Below are 16,464 nucleotides of genomic sequence, written 5' to 3' on the forward strand. Positions count from 1 at the left end.
TATGCGTAAGTCGACAACTATCATCCTTCTCGGCGCAAGCAGCGCCATGCTGGCAGCATGCGGCAGCAGCGGCGGCATTATGGGCCGCGAGCGTCCTGATGAATTTGCTGTGCAGCGTCAGGCTCCTTTGGTGGTTCCGCCAGATTTCAGCCTGGTACCACCAGCCCCGGGCGCACCGCGCCCGGCAGATGGCACCGCGGCAGAGCAAGCTTTGGAAGTGTTGTTCGGCGGTCCCGCGCCGCGCAGCTCGGTTGAAACCAGCGCGCTAGACCGCGCAGGAACAGCCGCGCCCGGCATCCGGTCTTCGGTCGGCGATCCTGGCACCAACACAGTCGCCAAAGGCAGTGTGACCCGTGATATTATTGCTGCACCCGAAGGCGATGGAGTAAACTCGCAAGCTGTCATTCCGGGCTGATAATGCCATTTTGGGCCCTTGGGCGCTGAGCGGAATGCATTAGCGCTCCTTGGCTTCGCGCTACCGCGCGGCCAACGGCAGCTTGAAGGCGAAACAAATAAACGTGCCCGGCGTTTGAGGCGCCAAACAAAAAGCTACTCGGCTTCCTCGATCTTCGTCACCAGAAGCTTGTCGATCTTTCGGCCATCCATGTCGATGACTTCAAAGCCCCAGCCTTGTTCAGCGAAAACTTCGCCTTCTGCTGGCAATCTTTTGATTACCGACAGCACATATCCAGCGGCGGTCGCGAATTCACGATCATCGCCGTAATCGAGGCCCAGCCGGTCCGCGAGATCATCGGCAGACAAGCTTCCCGAGATCAACAGCGAACCATCGCCCCTTTCGACGATTGACGGCTGGTCACCATTATCCTGATCGCTGACAAATTGCCCGACCAGGGCCGTCAGGAGATCGATTGGCGTAACAATCCCGTCAAGGTGGCCATATTCATCATGAACCATGGCCATCGCGACTTCGCCTTGTTGCAGGCTGCGGAGCGCGTCCATCGCGTCAAGCTGATCAGGCACAATCTCGGGCTTGCGCATTAGCCGCTTCAGGTTGACCGGCTTGCCTGCAACCAATTTGGCCAGCACTTCGCGCACTTTAACGACTCCCAGAATCTTGTCCGGAGAGCCATCCGCCACCGGCAGCAGCGAATGCGGGCTACCATCGATTGTGGCGCGAATTTCTGTTTCGTCGGCTTTGATATCTATCCAGTCCACATCTGTACGCGGCGTCATCACTTCGCGCACAGGGCGCTCGGCAAGCCGTACAGCACCAGTCAGAATTTGGTGCTGGTCGCTTTCGATCACACCCGACCGTGTCGCATCGGCGAAAATCATGTGTAGTTCTTCGGCAGTAACTGAAGATTGTCCCCCGGGACGTATCCCGAACAGGCGAATCAAAAGGCCAGATGAGGAATCAAGTACCCACACTACCGGAGCGGCGAATCTCGCCAGAATCGCCATTGGACGCGCCATGACCAGCGAAATTGGCACTGCAGCTCGCAGAGCCAACTGCTTGGGTACGAGCTCTCCGACCACCAAGCTGAAATACAGCGTCAGAACGATGGCGAACGCGAATCCTGCATTATCAGCGTATTCAATTGGTAAGCCAATCGCGGCCAATCGCTCACCGATTGGCCCGCCCAGACTGGAGCCAGAATAGGCACCAGCCACAATACCGATCAAGGTGATCCCGATTTGCACTGTCGAGAGGAATTTGCCGGGGTCGGCGGCCAATTCCATAACAGTTTCGGCGGCCTTGCTGCCTTTATCGGCTGCCCCCTGCAATTGCGCGGTGCGCGCAGACACAATGGCGAGTTCGGACATCGCGAACACGCCGTTGATGATGATCAAGCCACCAATAATGATGAGGTCAGGCCAAGGAAATGGGGTCACGCCGCCCCGCTAGCACAATTTACGCGCTTCGCCAGCCCGGGAGTGCGAGGCAATAGCCGCCGGACTTGCTAAACCTTTCTTTCAATTTGCCAAAAGTAAATTCGCGTCACAGACTTTCCGCGGAACCTAGGCGTTCCTGATGGGTTAATGCTACATCGGCGTATTGGACCGCGCTTGGCCCGAATTCGGGAACAGGTTCAAAATAATAGGAGGGGAATACCCCATGGAAAAATCTAGATTTATGATGTCGAGCCTCGCGGCTCTATCCCTCGTTACCGTTTCTGCCTGTGTCACAGACCCCAACACCGGTGAACAGAAGATATCCCGCACAGGTATTGGCGGCGTCGGCGGCGCGGTTCTTGGCGGCCTGCTTGGCGGCGTAATCGGCGGCAAAACGGGTCGCATCATTGGCGCCGGGGTTGGCGGCGTTGCTGGCGGCGTGGTCGGTTACAAAATGGACCAGCAGATCAAGGAACTGAAGGAGCAGACAGCCGGTACAGGCGTTGATGTGTCCGAAGTTGATGGCGGCGATGCCATTTTGGTCAATCTGCCAGATGGCGTAACATTCGCGGTCAACAGCTACACAATTAATACCGCGTTCCGTGATACTCTCGACCGGGTTGCAAACAGCCTTCAAACCTATCCTGACAGCCTGATCGACGTTTATGGTCACACCGATTCGAGCGGTTCCGATGCTTATAACCAGCGCCTGTCGGAACAACGTGCTGAAGCAGTTGCAAACTATCTTAGTTCGCGCGGAGTCAATTCGGCACGAATTCGTTGGCAGGGATTTGGCGAAACCGCACCGATTGCGGACAATACTACAGATTCGGGCCGTGCGCTTAACCGCCGTGTTGAGATCAAGATCATTCCGATTTCGCAAGACGACGTGAATGCAGCACGCGCTGGGAATTAATCTGCTTCTCTCAATTTCCAATCATTTATTGGACAATTGGACAATTGGACAAGGGGGTCGGCCAGTTTGGCCGGCCCTTTTCGTTGAAGGCTATGCCGATTCGCACATAAGTTTACGCACCGATGATTGCTTTTGCCCGGTCGGCCAAATGCTGGGTCGCAGCGGCATGAATATCGGGTGCGCTGACCAGTAAGCCAAAGGCCCTGGGGTCGCGTCGGTTGTAATCGAATGTCTGGCCATAGGCGTCGCTAACTGCCGCGCCCGCCTCCCGCGCAATTAATGCGGCTGCAGCGATATCCCATTCAAAGCCCCAGCGCAGTGTCGCCACCAGATCGGCCTCGTCTGCACCGACCATCGCAATCCGCAACGCGATGGAATTGGGTTTATCAACCATCGTCAATATCTGATCGATATCAGATAAATGATCAGCCGGCACTCTCGCACCAACAAGCTGTCTGCGGGTCGAGGCCTTCAGACGCTCTCCGTTGCGCCAGGCCCCCTGACCTGCAATGCCGATCCATTTCTCTCCGCGTGCCGGAGCATCAAGTATGCCTATCAATGGCCTGCCGGCACTAATTAACGCTACCGATACACACCACCCGCTGCGACCGCGCAGGAAGTCTCTGGTTCCGTCAATCGGATCGACTAGCCAAATCAGACCGCGGTTCAGCCGATCCGGATCGTCCGCTGATTCTTCGGACAGCCAGCCCGCGGACGGCAGCAATTCACCCAATTGCTGGCGCAGGAACCCATCTACCTCAATGTCAGCTTCGCACACTGGGCTACCGGGCTCTTTCTCCCAGCTTTTGACTGCGTGCCCGTCACCAGGATAGAGTCCAAGCCCAATCCGGCCAGCTTCATTGACGATTTCTTCAAGGCGGGAACGATCAATCATGTTCATTCGCTGTTGGGGTCAGTAGCCAGACTTTGCAAGCTGGCACTTTTCAAGCGCGCTCAACCATGCTTATGCGCACAGCAGATTCTCATTAATTCTCGGCCCACAACAGGCGAAAGTCGGACACCCCATGAACATTCACGAATATCAGGCAAAAGAACTTCTGGCGAAATACGGAATCGGCATCCCAGCCGGTCACGCAGCATTAACCGTGGAAAAGGCTGTGGCAGCCGCGAAAAAGCTGCCAGGACCGCTTTATGTGGTGAAATCGCAAATTCACGCTGGTGGCCGCGGTAAAGGGAAATTCAAAGAGCTTGGCCCTGACGCGAAAGGCGGGGTCCGCCTCGCCAAAAGCATTGCCGATGTTGAATCGGATGCTCGGGACATGCTTGGCAACACTCTCGTCACCATCCAAACGGGTGATGAAGGTAAGCAGGTCAACCGCCTCTATGTCACCGACGGCGTTGATATCGAGCAGGAATACTACCTCGCCATGCTTGTCGACCGGGCAACTGGCCAAGTCGCTATGGTAGTATCGACCGAAGGCGGCATGGATATTGAGGATGTGGCGCACAACACACCCGAACTGATCACAACGATCACGATCGACCCCGCCCAAGGCTTTATGCCGCATCATGGCCGCGCAGCTGCTTTTGCTCTCAAACTGTCCGGCGATCTGAACAAGCAGTGCCAGAAACTGGCCAAGCAACTTTATACCGCTTTCATGGACCTCGACATGGAAATGCTCGAGATCAACCCATTGGTTGAGACGAAACCAGATTCTTCGGGCAACGCTCAACTGCTGGTGCTCGACACCAAGATGAGCTTCGACGGCAACGCGCTCTATCGTCACAAAGACGTGGAAGCGATGCGCGACGAAACCGAAGAAGATCCCGCTGAAGTCGAAGCGAGCAAGCATGATCTTGCCTACATCAAGCTGGATGGTAACATTGGCTGCATGGTCAATGGCGCAGGCCTCGCCATGGCGACGATGGACATCATCAAACTGAACGGTGCGTTCCCGGCCAACTTCCTCGACGTGGGCGGCGGCGCAACCAAGGAAAAGGTGACCGCAGCGTTCAAGCTGATCCTGTCCGACCCGGCGGTTAAAGGCATTTTGGTGAATATCTTTGGCGGCATCATGAAGTGCGACATTATCGCTGACGGGATCGTCGCCGCTGCGAAGGAAGTCGACCTGTCAGTGCCATTAGTAGTCCGGCTTGAGGGCACAAATGTTCAGCAGGGCAAGGATATCCTCGCCAATTCCGGCCTGCCCATCGTCAGCGCAGATGATTTGGGTGATGCGGCACAGAAGATTGTTGCCGAAGTAAAGAAGGCAGCCTGATCTGTTTCTGACCCGCAGCAGGGCCTTCGGGATACCTGCGGCGGGTCAGGCGTTTAGCTACCGACACCCGGTACGCTACTTGACGTTTACGTAAACGCGAGCTAGTCCGGTCAAGAAGTTTTTAGAGAGGAAAGGTATCCCATGAAGATCCTCGTACCCGTCAAACGGGTTATCGATTACAATGTAAAACCTCGCGTCAAAGCGGACGGTACAGGCATCGATTTGGCAAACGTCAAAATGAGCATGAACCCGTTTGATGAAATCGCGGTTGAAGAAGCCATCCGCCTCAAGGAATCTGGCAAGGCTGAAGAGATCATCGCCGTATCAGTCGGACCGGCCAAGGCGCAGGAAACGCTGCGAACTGCGCTCGCAATGGGCGCAGACCGAGCAATTCTGGTAGAAACCGATGAAGAGGTAGAGCCGCTAGCCGTCGCCAAAATTCTGAAGGCTATCGCGGATGATGAAAACCCCGGACTGATCCTGCTTGGCAAACAGTCGATTTCTGATGACAGCAACCAAACTGGCCAAATGCTCGCTGCGTTGATGGGCCGTCCGCAGGGCACGTTTGCCAACACGGTTGAGATCGACGGTGACAGCGTCATCGTTGCCCGCGAAATCGACGGCGGTCTTGAAACTGTCAAACTATCGCTGCCAGCCATCGTCACCACCGACCTTCGTTTGAACGAACCGCGCTACGCTTCTTTGCCCAACATTATGAAAGCGAAGAAGAAGCCGCTCGACAGCAAAACGCCCTCCGATTTCGGTGTCGATATTGCCCCGCGTCTGACGACCACCAATGTCAGCGAGCCGCCGGTTCGCCAGGCTGGTGAAAAAATCGAAGATGTGGATGCGCTAGTCGCCAAGCTCAAAGCACTGGGAGCCGTATAATGAAGACTCTAGTCCTCGTCGAACATGATAATGCATCGGTAAAAGACGCAACGCTGGCTGTGGTTACAGCTGCAAGCAAGCTGGGCGAAGTGCATCTGCTGGTTGCCGGCTCTGGTTGCGCCGCCGTAGCCGACGAAGCCGCGAAAATTGCCGGAGTGGGCAAAGTCCACCTCGCTGACGACGCAGCCTACGCAAATCAATTGGCTGAAAATGTCGCACCCTTGGTTGCCGATTTGATGGGGCACCACGATGCGTTTCTCGCGCCTGCGACAACCAACGGCAAAAATATCGCGCCACGCGTCGCAGCTCTGCTCGATGTGATGCAAATCTCCGACATTCTTTCGGTTGAAGGTCCCAAGACTTTCACCCGTCCGATTTACGCCGGTAACGCGATTGCCACGGTTGAAAGCAGCGATGCGAAGCTGGTGATTACCGTTCGCGGAACCGCATTCGACAAAGCCGAAACCACTGGCGGTTCGGGCACCATCGAGGCTGTTTCTGGCCCCGGTGATGCGGGTACATCCAGCTTCGTCAGTTCCGAAATCGCCAAAAGCGAACGGCCTGAATTAACCAGCGCGAAGATCATTGTTTCCGGTGGCCGCGCGCTGAAAGACGCAGCGACCTTCGAAGAAGTGATTACGCCGCTGGCAGACAAGTTGGGCGCGGGTATCGGCGCATCGCGCGCCGCAGTCGATGCGGGCTATGTCCCCAATGATTATCAGGTCGGCCAAACCGGCAAGATTGTCGCACCGGAAATCTACATCGCTATCGGTATCTCAGGTGCGATCCAGCACCTCGCCGGGATGAAAGATTCCAAGACAATTATCGCGATCAACAAAGACGAAGACGCGCCAATTTTCCAAGTCGCCGATATCGGCTTGGTCGCCGACTTATTTAAAGCTGTGCCGGAATTGACTGATAAGCTTTAAGCTACCGTAAACTATGAGAAAAAGGCGGCCTAGTTCTTTGACTGGGCCGCCTTTTTGTATATTTTGAACACTTGCCCGTACAGAATCTCTAACTCAAGGGTGTAGCCACAATGTTCAGATCCATCCCAATAGCAATTTTCGCCGCAAGTAGTTCTGGTGTGCTCCATGCTGCTCCTCTTGAGCTCGAACCGACCTCGAAGTGGGCCTTAAGCTACGATGCGGAGGCCTGCCGTTTAGGCCGGATCTTCGGCGAAGGGGACGATAAGATCATTGCCCAGTTCGTCCGCTACATACCGGGCCCAGGCTTTGAGATGCTGGTATCGGGCAAGTCGATAGCGCCGAAGGGCAGAGGCTTTGATTACCGCTTCGCTCCAGGCGATGAACCAGGTGAGGCTCCTAATATCCTTTACGGGAAGTCGGATAATGGCGCGACGACATGGCAGTTCAGCACAGGTCTTGTCCCGCATGCAGAATATAAAGATATGGACATGGCCTCGCCCGAAGAACGCAAAGCGGCCATTGACCGTGAAAGCGAGCGGGCCGCAGAAATTCGTAGCTTCGATATCGTCAAAGGCGTGGAGCAGCCTGTCTCACTTCAGCTGGGCACACTGGAGGGAGCGATGAGGGCGATTAATACATGTATGGATGATCTTGTCCGCACATGGGGGTACGACCCTGAAGTTCAGCGGACCCGGATTTCCGGACCCAAGCCGTCAAATAATCCCTCTCAGTGGATCAGAAGCAGCGGCTACCCGGCAGGGGCCTTGAGAAAAGGTTTGTCGGGATCTGTCCGGTTTCGCCTCGATATCGATCAAGAAGGCGTGGTCACCGATTGCATCATTCAGGAATCATACTCCGACCCCATTTTCCGCGACGCGACTTGTAAACTGATCAAATCCCGCGCCAGCTTCGAGCCAGCAATTGGGGCCGATGGCAAGCCGGTGAGGTCCTATTGGGGCACTTCCGTCGTATTCGCTACAGCGCGCTCTTAACAGGATCAGCTGACTGGTTTCGATCTTAGACTGGCTTAAAACAACCCATCAATAAAATGGATGGTAATCCCGACCAGCCCACCAACCAGCGTCCCGTTAATGCGGATGAATTGCAAGTCGCGCCCGACCGCACTCTCAATCCGGTCTGTTAGCGTCCGCGCATCCCAGCGGCGCACGGTTTCGGACACCAACTGGACGATCTGGTCACCATAACGCGTTGCTACGCCAACCGCAGTACGGCGGGCAAAGCGGTTCACTTGCGTTTGCAATCGTTGGTCATCGCGCAACGCCTCGCCCAATTCGGCTAAGCTGCTGCCAATCTGGCCGCCCAAGACTGTGTCGGGATCACGCGCCATACGGATCATTCCGGCACGCATCCGTTCCCAAACCCCTTCCCACCAGCGCGCAACCGCCTCGTTCTCAAGGACTTCGTTCTTCATCCGCTCTACCTTAGCGCGCATTTGCGGGTCATGGATTAAATCGCGGGCGAGCTGCTCAAGCCCTTCCTCGATTTTGTCGCGCAGGGGATGCTCGGGATCGACCAGCACTTCGGCGAGGAGCTTGTATAGCCCGTCGAGCACCGAGCTGGATAGCCGCCCGTCAAGACCGGTCCAACGGATGATCCCATTGGCGCGCTCGCTGATCATAGCACGAACCATATCCTCATTGTCTTCAAGCGTAAGGCCCGACCAACGCACCAGAGCATCGATAAGCGGGAGATGGCGCTTGTCAGCGATGGTAGTGGTCAGCATTTGACCAAGTAGCGGCGAAATCTCGATTTTGCGCGCTTGCGCCTTAAGGCCGACTTTCACTTGTCCGCCCAACCGCTCGGGATCGAGTGATTCAAGTACGCCCGCTAGCAATTCGGCTGCGCCGGACCCGATCCGTGATTGCGAACCTTTGGCCGGTTGCACCAAAAACTCGCCTGCGGCGCGAGCGATATTCATATTCTGCATCCGCCGTGCAACAACCGTGGGGATCAAGAAATTGCTACGCAGGAATTGCGCCATATTGTCGGCAATCCGGTCCTTATTGGCCGGAATAATCGCTGTATGAGGAATAGGCACCCCCAACGGGTGGCGAAACAACGCCGTTACCGCGAACCAATCCGCCAGACCGCCCACCATCGCGGCCTCGGCAAAGGCGTGAACATAGCCCCAGCTGGGGTGGATACCGAGATATTGGCGCGACAGGATGAACAACCCGGCCATCGCAACCAGCATCAGCGTGGCGGTTATGCGCATCCGCCGCGCAGTATCAGGCGGCATCGGCGCGCCGGCAGGCAGATTTATGCGGCGATTGCTCAAGCTCACTCGGCGGGGTGGCCATCCGTGGGCGGTATTGGCGCGGGCCTTGATGATCCTTCGAGCGTCGCCTGGTCATAATGATTGTCGCCCGGTTTGTAGGTTAGGAAGCGCATACGCATCCAAGGACCCATCCGTTTTTCCAACCCGTCGGCCAAACTGAAGCCGGCTGGCACAATCAGCAGAGTCAGGATCGTCGAAAGGATTAGGCCGCCGATTACCACGGTGCCCATCGGTGCACGCCATGCTCCGTCGCCCGACAGAGACAGGGCAGTCGGGACCATTCCCGCGGTCATCGCAACGGTTGTCATGACAATAGGTTGAGCACGCTTGTGACCAGCATCAACGATTGCTGTCAGCTTGTCCTGACCGGCCTTCATTTCTTCAATGGCGAAATCGATCAACAGGATTGAGTTTTTCGACACAATGCCGAGCAACATCAAAATGCCGATCATCACGGGCATAGAGACCGGCTGACCAACCAACCAGACAAGGAAAATGCCGCCGAGCGGAGCCAGCGCAAGCGAGCACATGTTGACCAGCGGCGACATCAGCCTCTTATACAACAGCACCAGCACAGCAAACACCAGCAGAATCCCCGAAAGCACAGCGATCAGGAAATTATCAGCCAATTCCTGCTGCCACTCATCTTCACCGACGACGTCACGGATTACGCCTTGCGGCAAGTCGGCGAGTACAGGCAGCGCATCTATTTGCTGTTGTGCGGTTCCTTTGACCACGTTCTGGGCCAAATCAGCACCGACCAAGACGCGCCGGTTCTGATTGTAACGCTGAATAACTGTTGGACCGGAACCGAACGAAATCTCCGCAACCCGTTCAAGAGGAACCGAACCGCCACGCGCAGTCTGTACGGGCAAATTAGCGATTGTGTTGAGGTCTTGTCGCGATTTTGCAGGAAGCTTTACGCGAATTGGGATTTGCCGGTCAGACAGCGAGAATTTTGCTGCGTTCTGTTCGATCTCACCCATCGTAGCGATGCGGATTGTTTGGCTAAGGGCTGCAGTTGTGACCCCCAATTCCGCAGCCATATCTGCACGTGGTCGGATGATAAGTTCAGGCCGATTAATATCGGCGCTAATGCGCGGAGCAACTAGCGTGTCGAGCCCCTTCATCTGCTCGACCAATGTGGCGGCAGTTGCTTCAAGCAGTTCAGGATCGGAGCCAGCCAGCATCACCGTCATATCACGGCCACTGCCAAAACCGCCCGATTGCGAGGCAAAGCGCACACGGGCATCGGGGATGGCAGCCAAGGTTGGCGCAAGATCCCGCTCGAATTCAATCGATGTCTTTTCGCGGTCTTCTTTCAGCGCAACATACAAAGTCGCTTGACCTTCACGAACACGTTCGAGTGCTCGCAAGACTTCGGGTTGCTCGTAAAGAATAGCGGCAACCTGGTCAGCAACTCGCTCGGTCGTGGCCAAGGTGGTGCCGGGCACCATTTCAATCTCGACCCGGCTATTGTCGTCGTTAATCGTCGGCTGGAATTGGGCCGGCGTATTCATGAACAGCAAAATGGTCAGCAGGAATGCGAAATAGCCCACGCCCAGCATCCACACACGGTGATCAGAGAATCGTGCCTCAAAATAATGATAGGATTGAGAGAATTTGGCGCTGGTTATCTTGCCAATGAAATCAGCGATCAGCCGTAATAGCTTCAGCCCGACAATCAGTGCAACGAGGCCGACGCCAACGACCAGAACCAATTCCAGAATGGCGATCGGCTTATCAATCAAGCTCCAGAGGAAGGATTCCTTGTCTGCGACAACCGCGCTTGCAAGTGTATCAGGAACATTGAGTGACGCGAGGCCATCATAGCTCGTGTTTGGAATGCCTAGGTAGAAGAAGAACACAGCCACGGCAGGGATCACAAGCGCAATCAACAAAACCAGCGTATTCAGCAAATGATAGAAGAACCCGCGCCGTGGTTCGCCAATTTTATCGCGCACCTTCGCCATCTTGCTCCGGTCGAGCGTCCAACGCAGGACATTCATATATCTGTCCATCCATGGACCTTCACCATGCTCCGCATGCCCTTTTGCCTGCAGGAAATAGGCCGCCAGCATGGGCGTGATCAATCGCGCCACCGCGAGGCTCATCAGCACCGAAATTACCACTGTAATGCCAAAGTTCTTGAAGAACTGACCTGAAATGCCCGGCATCAAGCCAACTGGCAGGAACACCGCAACAATACAGAACGAGGTTGCAACCACAGCGAGGCCGATTTCGTCAGCAGCATCAATCGAGGCCTGATAGGCGCTTTTGCCCATCCGCATATGGCGAACGATGTTCTCGATCTCCACAATCGCGTCATCGACCAGCACCCCGGCGACCAAACCAAGCGCCAACAGGGACAAGAAGTTGAGGTTGAATCCGAGCAGGTCCATGAACCAGAAGGTGGGAATTGCCGAAAGCGGGATAGCAATAGCGGAAATGACCGTCGCCCGCCAATCCCGCAGGAAGAAGAACACGACGACAACGGCCAGAATTGCACCCTCGACCATAGCCGCAATAGAGCTTTCATATTGGCTCTCGGTGTATTTCACGCTGTTTGACAGCTGAATGAATTTAATGCCGGGATTGTCCGCCTCAATACCTTCAATTTCGGCCAAGGCAGCTTCAAAAACGGTTACGTCCGATGCACCTTTGGCGCGCGACATGAAGAAGTTCACCACTTCCTTGTCACGGACTTTGCTGATTGAGGTCCGCTCACTGAAACCATCGCGCACGGTGGCCACATCGGTTAACTTCACCGTCCGGCCATCACCCAGCCGGATTTGTTTTTGCGACAGATCGAAAGCTGTGTCGGCGTTGCCCAAAACGCGGACTGACTGGCGGGTTCCGCCAACCTCAGCCATTCCTCCCGCCGCGTCAAAATTATCGAGGCGCAAGACCTGATTGATCTGGCTGGCCGTGACACCAAGCGCCTGCATCTTACCTGGGTCGAGGATGACTTCAATTTCACGGTCAACGCCGCCGAAACGACCAACATCAGCCATGCCTTCAATCGAGAGCAATCGCTTGGCGACCGAATCATCGATGAACCAGCTGAGCTGCTCGATTGTCATATCGTCAGCTTCAACGGCATAAATGCCAAGGAACCCGCCAGAAATTTCTTCCTTGCTGATCCGCGGCTCTAGAATGCCGTCAGGCAGGCTGCTGCGCACCGAATCAACCGCATTCTTAACTTCGGCGACAGCATCGTTGGGGTCTGTGCCAATTTCAAATTCAATAAAAGTTCTGGAGTTCCCCTCGCTCGCACTGGAACTGAGAGTTTTTACGCCATTGATTGAACGTACGGCTGATTCCACCCGCTGGGTAATTTGGTTCTCGATCTCGGTCGGGGCGGCGCCCGGTTGCGAAATTGACACATTGACCGCGGGGAATTCAACTTCCGGATTGTTGACTACGTCCATGCGGGCAAAGCTGAGCATTCCCGCCAAGAGGATGGCGAGGAAAAAAACCAACGGAATTACTGGATTGCGGATTGCCCATGCAGACATGTTCTGGAAGTTCATGGCGCTTACTTCCCGTCAGTTTTGGCTAACTTCGGATTGACCACTTCGCCCGGGGTTAAAAACCCGCCAGCACGCAGAACAATCGATTCGGTGCCATCGAGCCCGCTGGCGATAGCGATACCATCTTGCGTGACCATGCCAGTCGTGACGTCGCGGCGCTGGGCTTTGTTATCCTTGTCGATGATGAAGACATAGCTGCCCTTATCATCTGACAGAACTGCGGATTCGGGCAGCATCGGTGCAACCACCGTGCCACTGCTGATTGTAGCCTGCGCAAAGCCTCCCGGGCGGAGTTCTGGCGCGTAAGGGAGCGCGATTCGCGCCGTTCCTTGCCGATCCTGCGCATCGATAATAGGTGAAATTTGCCAGATCTGTCCGGCAAAACTCTTTTGCGAACCGGTGGGGGTGATTGTCGCCTGAACACCGGCCGAGATTTTGGCAAGGTCAACTTCGTTCAGCCGGGCCATCATCTCCATCTCGCCGCCTTGGGCAATACGGAACAATGCACCAGACCCTGCGCTGACAATTTGGCCAGGCTCGACCATCCGCTCCAGCACAAGTCCCGAAGAAGGGGCGACAATGTTAAGGCGCGCGTTGCGGGCACGGGTCTCGCGGACTTGTGCATTTGCAACGCGGACCCGGGCAACGGCTGCGTCGCGGGTAGCGGTCAAACGATCAACATCAGCCTTGCTGATGAAGCCGCGATCTACCAATTTTAAAGCGCGGTCGAGATTAGCTTGGGCCAAATTTGCATCGGCCTGCGCCACATTGACCTGTGCGGCGGCGCTATCAACTTGCTGATTTTGCACCGAGCGGTCGATAAAGGCCAAGACCTGTCCGGCCTTGACCCAATCACCGGCATCGACAGGAACCGAGACTACGCGCCCACCTTCGCCGGCAATGCCCACTGGCAATTCGCGGCGCGCGGCCACCGTCCCGGTGGCCTGAATTTCGCCTGCAATAGTCGCTCGGCCCGGCTTGATAATTGTTACGGAAGCCGCCTGTTCAGCCTGATCGTCGCCTGCGCCAACAGCGGTAGCTGAATTACTGACTTGGTAATATGCAAACCCTAAAGCTGCGATCAGACCGATAATTATCAGGCCAATAATAAGTTTACGTTTGCCCGTCTTCGAACTGACCTCATTATCTAGCGCGTCCTCCGCACCAGACCATGCACCGCCATCAGCGGGGTTATCGGCTTGCACAGTTGTTTCGTAATTCATGGCCGGTCCTGATCGTCAATAACACCAAATGTGTTAGGTGTATTATGCGCATAAATCACCAGATGCAATATACGGGCGCAATTTTCATGAAATCCCTAGGCTTTTGAGCCTGCATCCGCAAATGAATGCTCGACCGGTGACTTGTCTGACCGACGAACAGTCCGATCCCTGTTGCAGTCTTGCCACCACCAACCAAAAAGGGCGGGTAGCTTACGCCCCCGCCCCTTCGAATTCATCTTGAAAGCTGCGACTTAGCGAACGCGTCCACGTTGGACGAGGTTCACGATGCCGAGCAGCACAACTGCGCCAACAACGGCTACAATCAAGCCAGTGATGGAAAATTCTTGTACGCTACCTGCAATGCCGAATTGGTTCGCGATTAGGTTGCCAACAACCGAACCGATACAACCAACAACGATATTCCAGAAAATGCCCATTGATGCATCGCGGTTCATTACGAGACTGGCGAGCCAACCGGCAACGCCGCCAACGATTAATGCAATAATCCAACCCATTATAATTTCCTCCTGCTTTGTCTTATCTGACGCCAATTAACGGTTGGACATCAGAAAACGTTCCCGAGCAAGTTGCTGAGAACATTCAGGAGTCTTAGCGGCAAAAGGCGCCATTGGCCAATCGCGCCGCTAATTTATAAAATCGGATTGGAATCGCTCAGTATTTTAACTGGCGCTCATACAAATCGCGGTAGTGCTGAATCCGGGTCACGCGCAGGCCCTGCATTCCCGAACGGTCAACCGCGCGCTGCCAGGAAGCAAATTCCTCAAGCGTCAGAGTGTATCGTTCAAGCACATCATCAATCGTCAGCAAGCCGCCATTAACCGCAGCGACTACCTCCGCCTTGCGGCGCACAACCCAGCGCTTTGTTTCCGGCGGCGGCAGGTCGTCAATCGTCAGGGGCTCACCCAATGGGCCGATGACCTTGGCGGGACGGATTTTCTGGTTCTCGATCATCACAACTCTCTGTCGCTTGGGGCCATATTGGTTTCGAAAACTGATGGGTAATCAATTTTCGTTGCCACTGCTCTGCTCCCAGAGCGCTTTTCATCCGCTGAACCTACAAGGTTAACGGATGGCTTTGTTTCGTTAATTGTTTGGTCGTCGGCTGTATGCGTGCCGCTGGTGAAGCGCGAAAAGTTGCCGGTTGTATCGGCAATCCGGCCCATAAATGCGCCACGCAAATCATGCGCTGCGGCAAGTTTCGCTGCCAGCACAGGCCATTCAAGCGATTGCAAACCAGTGCTTTTTGCAGGCGCGGTAAAGCCAGCTTGGTGAAATTGTCCGTCGATCATGTGAATGCTTCTAGTCAGCGAAAGTCAAGATCAGGTAAAGTCTTGCTTCATCGCTCGTTAGGAATACCGAACAGAAGGTAAAGCCGAACTGGCAGAACCCCGCCTAGACGTGTATGGGCGCGTGCATGCCTACCCATACGATCCTCGATTCTGCGCTGGACAGCGCTAGCCTGTTTGATTTGCCGCGCCCGGCGGCAGATTGCCGAATTGTTGTCGCCATGTCAGGCGGGGTCGATTCTTCAGTGGTTGCCGCACTGGCCGCATCAACTGGGGCCGAAGTGATCGGAATTACCCTGCAGCTTTATGATTATGGCGCAGCCACGGGCCGCAAAGGTGCATGCTGCGCTGGCGATGACATAAGCGACGCCCGCGCGGTGTCTGACAGGCTGGGAATTGCCCATTATGTTTTCGACCACGAAAGTGCTTTCCGCGAAGAAGTTGTCGAACAATTCGCCGATGATTATCTGGCGGGACGGACGCCCGTTCCTTGCATACGGTGCAATATGGGTCCGAAATTCACCGATTTGCTACGGATGGCGAAGGAATTGGACGCGGATTGCCTAGCGACCGGTCATTACGTCCAGCGAAAAATTGGTGCCGCTGGCGCTGAGATGCATCGCGCCGTCGATCCGGCGCGCGATCAATCATACTTCCTTTATGCCACCACCGACGAACAGCTGGATTTTATCCGGTACCCGCTCGGCGGTATGCCGAAAGCCCAGGTGCGTGAGTTGGCTGAACAAGCAGGATTGCGCAATGCAGCGAAGCCGGACAGCCAGGACATTTGTTTCGTCCCCGATGGCGATTACGCCAAGATTGTCAGGTCAGTCCGGCCCGAAGGCGGGCAGCCTGGCGCGATCGTGCATGCGCAAACGGGTGAAGAGCTGGGCAGGCATAAGGGCGTGATCCATTACACGGTGGGCCAGCGTCGAGGCCTGGAAATCGGTGGCCTGCCAGAGCCGCTTTACGTCGTCGGTCTCGATGCCGCGAATGCGGAGGTCCGCGTTGGCCCCAAAGCCATGCTCGCAGTTCATTCGGCGCAGATCATCGAAACCAACCGCATTGGCCCGCTGCCTGACACAGCGCTTACAGCAAAAGTACGCTCTCTCTCGAAGCCGGTGCCTATTGAATTGGACGGGCCGCTTGGCGCAGGCTTGGCCACAACGATCCGCTTCAAACAGCCTGAATTCGGCGTTGCTCCCGGGCAAGCGGCAGTGATTTATGCTGGTGAACGGGTGGTTGGCGGCGGTTGGATTGAGCGAACAGACTGAC

At 55.5% G+C, this 16,464-nt stretch carries 15 protein-coding genes; 7 read left to right on the top strand and 8 right to left on the bottom strand.

The annotated features are described in order from the left end of the window. The first annotated feature begins 1 nt into the window (after window position 1). Window positions 2-415, top strand: a complete 414-nt coding sequence (locus GRI36_RS01805; protein ID WP_160596910.1) for a DUF3035 domain-containing protein — start codon at window positions 2-4, stop codon at window positions 413-415. A 134-nt stretch (window positions 416-549) separates the two neighbouring features. Here GRI36_RS01805 and GRI36_RS01810 read toward each other — a convergent pair whose 3' ends face one another. Continuing rightward, complete coding sequence (locus GRI36_RS01810; protein ID WP_160596911.1) at window positions 550-1,854, bottom strand: hemolysin family protein; 1,305 nt, start codon at window positions 1,852-1,854, stop codon at window positions 550-552. Window positions 1,855-2,077: 223 nt separating this feature from the next. Between GRI36_RS01810 and GRI36_RS01815 the strand changes: the two genes are divergently transcribed. Further along, window positions 2,078-2,770, top strand: coding sequence for an OmpA family protein (locus tag GRI36_RS01815; protein ID WP_160596912.1), 693 nt, complete (start codon window positions 2,078-2,080; stop codon window positions 2,768-2,770). A gap of 112 nt (window positions 2,771-2,882) precedes the next feature. Here the strand turns inward: GRI36_RS01815 and GRI36_RS01820 are convergent, their stop codons facing one another. Then, window positions 2,883-3,665, bottom strand: coding sequence for a 3'(2'),5'-bisphosphate nucleotidase CysQ (locus GRI36_RS01820; RefSeq protein ID WP_160596913.1), 783 nt, complete (start codon window positions 3,663-3,665; stop codon window positions 2,883-2,885). Window positions 3,666-3,795: 130 nt separating this feature from the next. On the opposite strand from GRI36_RS01820, the gene sucC reads away from it, so the two are divergent. The 4 genes from sucC (at window position 3,796) to GRI36_RS01840 (ending at window position 7,819) form a co-directional block, all read left to right on the top strand. Beyond that, entirely contained in the window at window positions 3,796-5,010 is a 1,215-nt protein-coding gene (gene sucC, locus GRI36_RS01825) for an ADP-forming succinate--CoA ligase subunit beta (RefSeq protein WP_160596914.1), read from the top strand. Between the two features lie 141 nt (window positions 5,011-5,151). Beyond that, window positions 5,152-5,898: an electron transfer flavoprotein subunit beta/FixA family protein gene (locus tag GRI36_RS01830; RefSeq protein ID WP_160596915.1), complete on the top strand. Its 747-nt coding sequence runs from the start codon at window positions 5,152-5,154 to the stop codon at window positions 5,896-5,898. Then, window positions 5,898-6,827 carry an electron transfer flavoprotein subunit alpha/FixB family protein gene (locus GRI36_RS01835; RefSeq protein ID WP_160596916.1) on the top strand — a complete coding sequence of 310 codons (930 nt, stop codon included), beginning with the start codon at window positions 5,898-5,900 and terminating at the stop codon, window positions 6,825-6,827. The genes GRI36_RS01830 and GRI36_RS01835 overlap by 1 nt, the downstream gene beginning before the upstream one ends. 110 nt (window positions 6,828-6,937) lie before the next feature. Next, the gene (locus GRI36_RS01840; RefSeq protein WP_160596917.1) at window positions 6,938-7,819 is read left to right on the top strand and encodes an energy transducer TonB; all 882 of its coding nucleotides are present in this window, start codon (window positions 6,938-6,940) and stop codon (window positions 7,817-7,819) included. A gap of 35 nt (window positions 7,820-7,854) precedes the next feature. Here GRI36_RS01840 and GRI36_RS01845 read toward each other — a convergent pair whose 3' ends face one another. The 6 genes from GRI36_RS01845 to GRI36_RS01870 form a co-directional block, all read right to left on the bottom strand. After that, window positions 7,855-9,063 (bottom strand): DUF445 domain-containing protein, encoded by a 1,209-nt coding sequence (locus GRI36_RS01845; protein ID WP_160598992.1) that lies wholly within the window; start codon window positions 9,061-9,063, stop codon window positions 7,855-7,857. Between the two features lie 65 nt (window positions 9,064-9,128). Then, a complete protein-coding gene (locus GRI36_RS01850; RefSeq protein ID WP_160596918.1) occupies window positions 9,129-12,659 on the bottom strand; it encodes an efflux RND transporter permease subunit in 3,531 nt (1,176 codons plus the stop codon). A 5-nt stretch (window positions 12,660-12,664) separates the two neighbouring features. Continuing rightward, window positions 12,665-13,882 (bottom strand): efflux RND transporter periplasmic adaptor subunit, encoded by a 1,218-nt coding sequence (locus GRI36_RS01855; RefSeq protein ID WP_160596919.1) that lies wholly within the window; start codon window positions 13,880-13,882, stop codon window positions 12,665-12,667. Between the two features lie 251 nt (window positions 13,883-14,133). Beyond that, complete coding sequence (locus tag GRI36_RS01860) at window positions 14,134-14,397, bottom strand: GlsB/YeaQ/YmgE family stress response membrane protein (protein WP_160596920.1); 264 nt, start codon at window positions 14,395-14,397, stop codon at window positions 14,134-14,136. Window positions 14,398-14,554: 157 nt separating this feature from the next. Further along, on the bottom strand, window positions 14,555-14,854 hold the full coding sequence (gene sciP / locus GRI36_RS01865) for a CtrA inhibitor SciP (RefSeq protein ID WP_160596921.1): 300 nt from the start codon (window positions 14,852-14,854) through the stop codon (window positions 14,555-14,557). Beyond that, window positions 14,854-15,192, bottom strand: a complete 339-nt coding sequence (locus GRI36_RS01870) for a hypothetical protein (protein ID WP_160596922.1) — start codon at window positions 15,190-15,192, stop codon at window positions 14,854-14,856. Before GRI36_RS01870 ends, sciP begins: the two co-directional genes overlap by 1 nt. A gap of 125 nt (window positions 15,193-15,317) precedes the next feature. Between GRI36_RS01870 and mnmA the strand changes: the two genes are divergently transcribed. After that, window positions 15,318-16,463 (top strand): tRNA 2-thiouridine(34) synthase MnmA, encoded by a 1,146-nt coding sequence (mnmA, locus tag GRI36_RS01875; RefSeq protein WP_160596923.1) that lies wholly within the window; start codon window positions 15,318-15,320, stop codon window positions 16,461-16,463. The last annotated feature ends 1 nt before the right edge of the window (window position 16,464 follow it).

The sequence above is a fragment of the Pontixanthobacter gangjinensis genome (assembly GCF_009827545.1).
Taxonomy (GTDB): Bacteria; Pseudomonadota; Alphaproteobacteria; order Sphingomonadales; family Sphingomonadaceae; genus Pontixanthobacter; species Pontixanthobacter gangjinensis.